Origin of the sequence: Longimicrobium sp. (assembly GCF_036387355.1) — a bacterium.
In the GTDB taxonomy this organism is placed as follows: Bacteria; Gemmatimonadota; Gemmatimonadetes; order Longimicrobiales; family Longimicrobiaceae; genus Longimicrobium.
Map to the genome: position 1 here is coordinate 1 of NZ_DASVTX010000287.1, position 3817 is coordinate 3817.

Below are 3817 nucleotides of genomic sequence, written 5' to 3' on the forward strand. Positions count from 1 at the left end.
TTTCACGCCTTCGCCGCGCACCGAGTCCCGCATGAGCGTCTGGACCGCGCTGTCGCAGAACCGCGCCGCCACGCACCCCGAGCACGACGAGGCCCGCCTGCGGGGCCGCATTTACGCCATCCCCTTTGCCCAGGTGTACCAGGCGGCGCTGCAGACGGCGGAAAAGCTGCGCTGGACGGTGACCGACCAGGACCCGCGGGCCGGCGAAATCGTCGCCGAAGCGCGCACCCGGCTGTGGAAGTTCACCGACGACGTGTGGATCCGCGTGTCGCTGGACGACGACGCGCAGACCCGCGTGGACATGGCCAGCGCCTCGCGCGTGGGACGCGGCGACCTGGGGACCAACGCCCGGCGGATTGCCCGCTTCTTGCACGCGCTCGACGCCCGCCTTGGGGCCCGGCAGCACGCAAACACCGAGCAGATCAGTCGTTAGATGCCTTTATCGGATGTCCGCAAGCCGTCTGAGCAGCTGGGGGAGCGCATTCCCGTGCTCCCCATCCGCAGCACGGTCGTGTTCCCCTCCGGCGCCACGGCGCTGCAGATCGGGTATGCGCCCAACGTGGAGGCGCTGAACGCGCACCCCGAGCACGAACTGATCGTCGCCATCGTCAGCACGCTGGACGAATCGCAGGACATTCCCCCCCGCACGCTGGAAAAGGTGGCCACCGCCGTCCGCGTGCTGGAGCGGCTGAACCTGCCCGGCGGGACGATCCAGACCACGCTGCAGGGGCTCAAGCGCATTCACCTGGACGACGTGCGCTTTGAGGACGGCTACTACACGGCCCGCCCCCGCGCGGTGGAAGAGGTGCCGCTCTCCGCCGAGGACGCGGAGCCGGTGGTGGAGCGCATTCTGACCGCCGTCACCGGCCTGGCCGCGCGGGTGGACCGCATTCCCGACGAGGTGCCCCGCATTCTGCGGATGAACCTGGGCGACCCCGGCCGCTTTGCCGACCTGGCCGCCACGCTTTGCAACCTCAAGCTCCCGGACCGCGACGCTGTTCTGGGCGCGCTGGACGTGGGCCGCCGGCTCGCCCTGGTGCAGGCCGCGCTGGAGTCCGCGTGGGAGCGCGCGCGCGAGGTGGAGGCCGCCGTCGCCCCCGCCGAGCCCGCGGCCACCGGCGCCGAGCCGCCCCGCAGCGGCCCCGCCCGCACCGCGGAGCTGCGCCGCCGCATTCAGGCGCTGCAGGCGGAGCTGGGTGAGGTGGACCCGCTGGAGCGCGAAGCCGACGAGATGCTGCGCAAGCTGGAGATGGCGCGGCTCCCCGCCCGCGTGGCCGCCGTCGCGCGGCGCGAGGCCGAGCGGCTGCGCAGCAGCAGCACCAGCGCGCAGGAGGCGTCGGAGCTGCGCACCTACCTGGAGGCGCTCATCTCGGTGCCGTGGAACAAGCGCGCGGGCGACGGGCGCATTCAGCTGGCCGAGGTGGAAAAGGCGTTTCACGAAGAGCACCTGGGGATGGACGAAAGCAAGCAGCGGCTGCTTGAAGTGCTGGCCGTCGCCGAGCTGCGCAACGACCTGCGCGGCCCCATTCCCTGCATCGTGGGCCCGCCGGGCGTGGGCAAGCGCACCCTGGCGGCCGCGATCGCGCGGGGGCTGGGGCGGCCGCTGGTGCGGCTGGAGCTGGGCGGGCGCGGCGAGGGACAGCTGTTCGGCACGCGGCGCACGCGCGCGGGGGCGCAGGTGGGCAAGCTGATGCAGGCCATTGCCGACTGCGGCGTCAAGAACCCCGTGTTTCTGCTGGAAGAGCTGGACGAGGCGGGGCTGGGCAACGTGGAGGGCGACCCGGTGGAGGCGCTGGAAGAAGCGCTGGACCCGGAAAACCGCGACGAGTTCGTGGACCGCTACCTGGACGTGGGATTCGACCTGTCCGAGGCCTTCTTCATCGGCTCGGCGGGCGACTTCTACCGCATTCCGCGGGACCTGCGCGACCTGTTCATCGAGATCCGCATCGCCGGGTACACGCCGGAGGAAAAGATCGCCATCGCCCGGGACTGGCTCTTTCCCCGCATTCTGCAGGAGCACGGGCTGTCCACGGAGGAGGTGTCCATCGCCGACGAGACGCTGCTGTTCCTCACCCGAGGCTACGCGCGCGACGCCGGCGTGGGCAACCTGCGCCGCTCGCTGGCGGCCGTCATGCGCTTCATCGCGCGGCAGAAGGCGGAGCAGCGCGCCACGGAATGGGCCGTCACCCGCGAGATGATCGAGGAAGTGCTGGGCTATCCCCGCTGGGCGGCGACGATGGCCGAGAGCCAGCCGGAGGTGGGCGTGGTGACCGGCCTGGCGTGGACGGCCTCCGGCGGGGAGCTGATGTTCATCGAGGCCCTCAAGATGCCGGGCACGGGGCGGCTGGTAATCACCGGCCTGCTGGGCGACGTGATGCGCGAATCCGTCAACGCGGCGTACAGCTACGTGCGCAGCCGGGCGGAGGAGCTGGGCATTCCGCGCGAAACGTTCGGCGAGTTCGACATCCACGTCCACTTTCCCGTGGGCGCCACCCCCAAGGACGGCCCCAGCGCCGGCGCGGCGGTCACGCTGGCCATCGCCTCTTCGCTCAGCGACCGCCCGGTGCGCCACGACTTTGCCCTCACCGGCGAGGTCACGCTGCGGGGCAAGATCCTGGAGATCGGCGGGGTGAAGGAAAAGGTGCTGGCCGCCTACCGCGCCGGGATCACCAAGGTCATCCTTCCCACGGGCAACCAGCGCGACGTGCGCGAGGTGCCCGCCGACGTGCGGGAGCGGATGGAGTTTTTTTCGGTGGAGCGCATGGACCAGGTGTTTGACCTGGCGCTGCTGGGCGACGTGCCCGGCCTGGCGCCCGTGGCCGTGCACGGGGACGGGCCGCACCCGATCCGCCCCGCCGAGCGCCAGGCCGCGGGGGAAGCGGACCGCTGACGGCGGCTTGTTGGACAAAAAAGAAAAGGGGCGGCCCCGCGCGGGGCCGCCCCTTTTCTTTTTACGTCACCCGTGGGTCAGGTGCCGGACCCCAGCGTGCCGCCGCCGTTGTCGCCGGTGGTGTCGGGCGGGGGCGGGTTGTCGACCAGGCTGTCGAGGGCGGGCCGGCCTTCGGCGCGCACGGCGGCGTCCGTGGGCGCGCGGCCGCACGCCGCGGCGGAGAGCACAAGGAGGGCGGCAAGGACGGTTCTGCGGATCATTGTGGATCTGTCTCCTGAGAAGGGTCACCGCCGCCCCGGAAGCGGGCGGTCGGTGAATTCATCATGAGCGGCCCGACGAACCGTATACGATCTTCTGCCGATCCCGGCCCGCACGCGGGCAGCACGCGGCAAAGCGCACCCGCACGGGACCGGCACCGCTGCCGCACAGGATGCGCACAGCACGTATCCGTCGATGCAAACGGCGGTTATCCACATCAAGTAGACACTTTTGTCATTGCGTCCCACAGCACACAAAGGGATACTCCGCGTGACCTCCATCATGCTCCCTGCCCCAGCGATTCCGGTGTTTCTTTCTTTGTTCGGCCATCCTGTCCTGTACGGCGCCTCCGGCGCACCCATCGCCGGGCTGCGCCGCAAGGATGTGGCGCTGCTGGTGTACCTGAGCGTGGAAGGGCCGGCCACCCACGCCCGCATCCGGCTCGCGGCGCTGCTGTGGGGCGAGCATCCGGAGGAGCGCGCCCGCCACTCGCTCACCCAGGCGCTGGGCCGCATCGGGCGCCTGCTGGAGCCCGGGGTGCTGTCGACGGTGCGGGAGAACGTGCGCTGGGCGGGCGGGCTTCCCTGCGACGCGTACGATCTGCTGGCCGCCGCGCGCGCCCACTCCGCCGACCCGCAGGTGGCGGCGGCGTACACGGCGCACTTTCTG

Annotated in this window: 4 protein-coding genes; 3 read left to right on the forward strand and 1 reads right to left on the reverse strand. The window is 71.1% G+C overall.

Translation table 11 applies throughout. The features are described from left to right. The first annotated feature begins 31 nt into the window (after positions 1-31). On the forward strand, positions 32-433 hold the full coding sequence (locus tag VF665_RS12265; protein WP_331053711.1) for a DUF1499 domain-containing protein: 402 nt from the start codon (positions 32-34) through the stop codon (positions 431-433). Next, entirely contained in the window at positions 434-2890 is a 2457-nt protein-coding gene (lon, locus tag VF665_RS12270; protein WP_331053712.1) for an endopeptidase La, read from the forward strand. 77 nt (positions 2891-2967) lie between these two features. On the opposite strand, the gene VF665_RS12275 is transcribed toward lon, so the two are convergent. Further along, positions 2968-3150, reverse strand: a complete 183-nt coding sequence (locus VF665_RS12275; protein ID WP_331053713.1) for a hypothetical protein — start codon at positions 3148-3150, stop codon at positions 2968-2970. 304 nt (positions 3151-3454) lie between these two features. Here VF665_RS12275 and VF665_RS12280 point away from each other — a divergent pair. Next, positions 3455-3817, forward strand: a 363-nt coding sequence (locus VF665_RS12280; protein WP_331053714.1) for an AfsR/SARP family transcriptional regulator, incomplete at its 3' end; no start/stop codon positions are given.

Excerpts from the sequence above, each read along its gene's own strand:
- lon (WP_331053712.1), top strand. The coding sequence starts at position 434 with ATGCCTTTATCGGATGTCCGCAAGCCGTCTGAGCAGCTGGGGGAGCGC.
- VF665_RS12265 (WP_331053711.1), top strand. The coding sequence starts at position 32 with ATGAGCGTCTGGACCGCGCTGTCGCAGAACCGCGCCGCCACGCACCCC.
- VF665_RS12275 (WP_331053713.1), bottom strand. The coding sequence starts at position 3,150 with ATGATCCGCAGAACCGTCCTTGCCGCCCTCCTTGTGCTCTCCGCCGCG.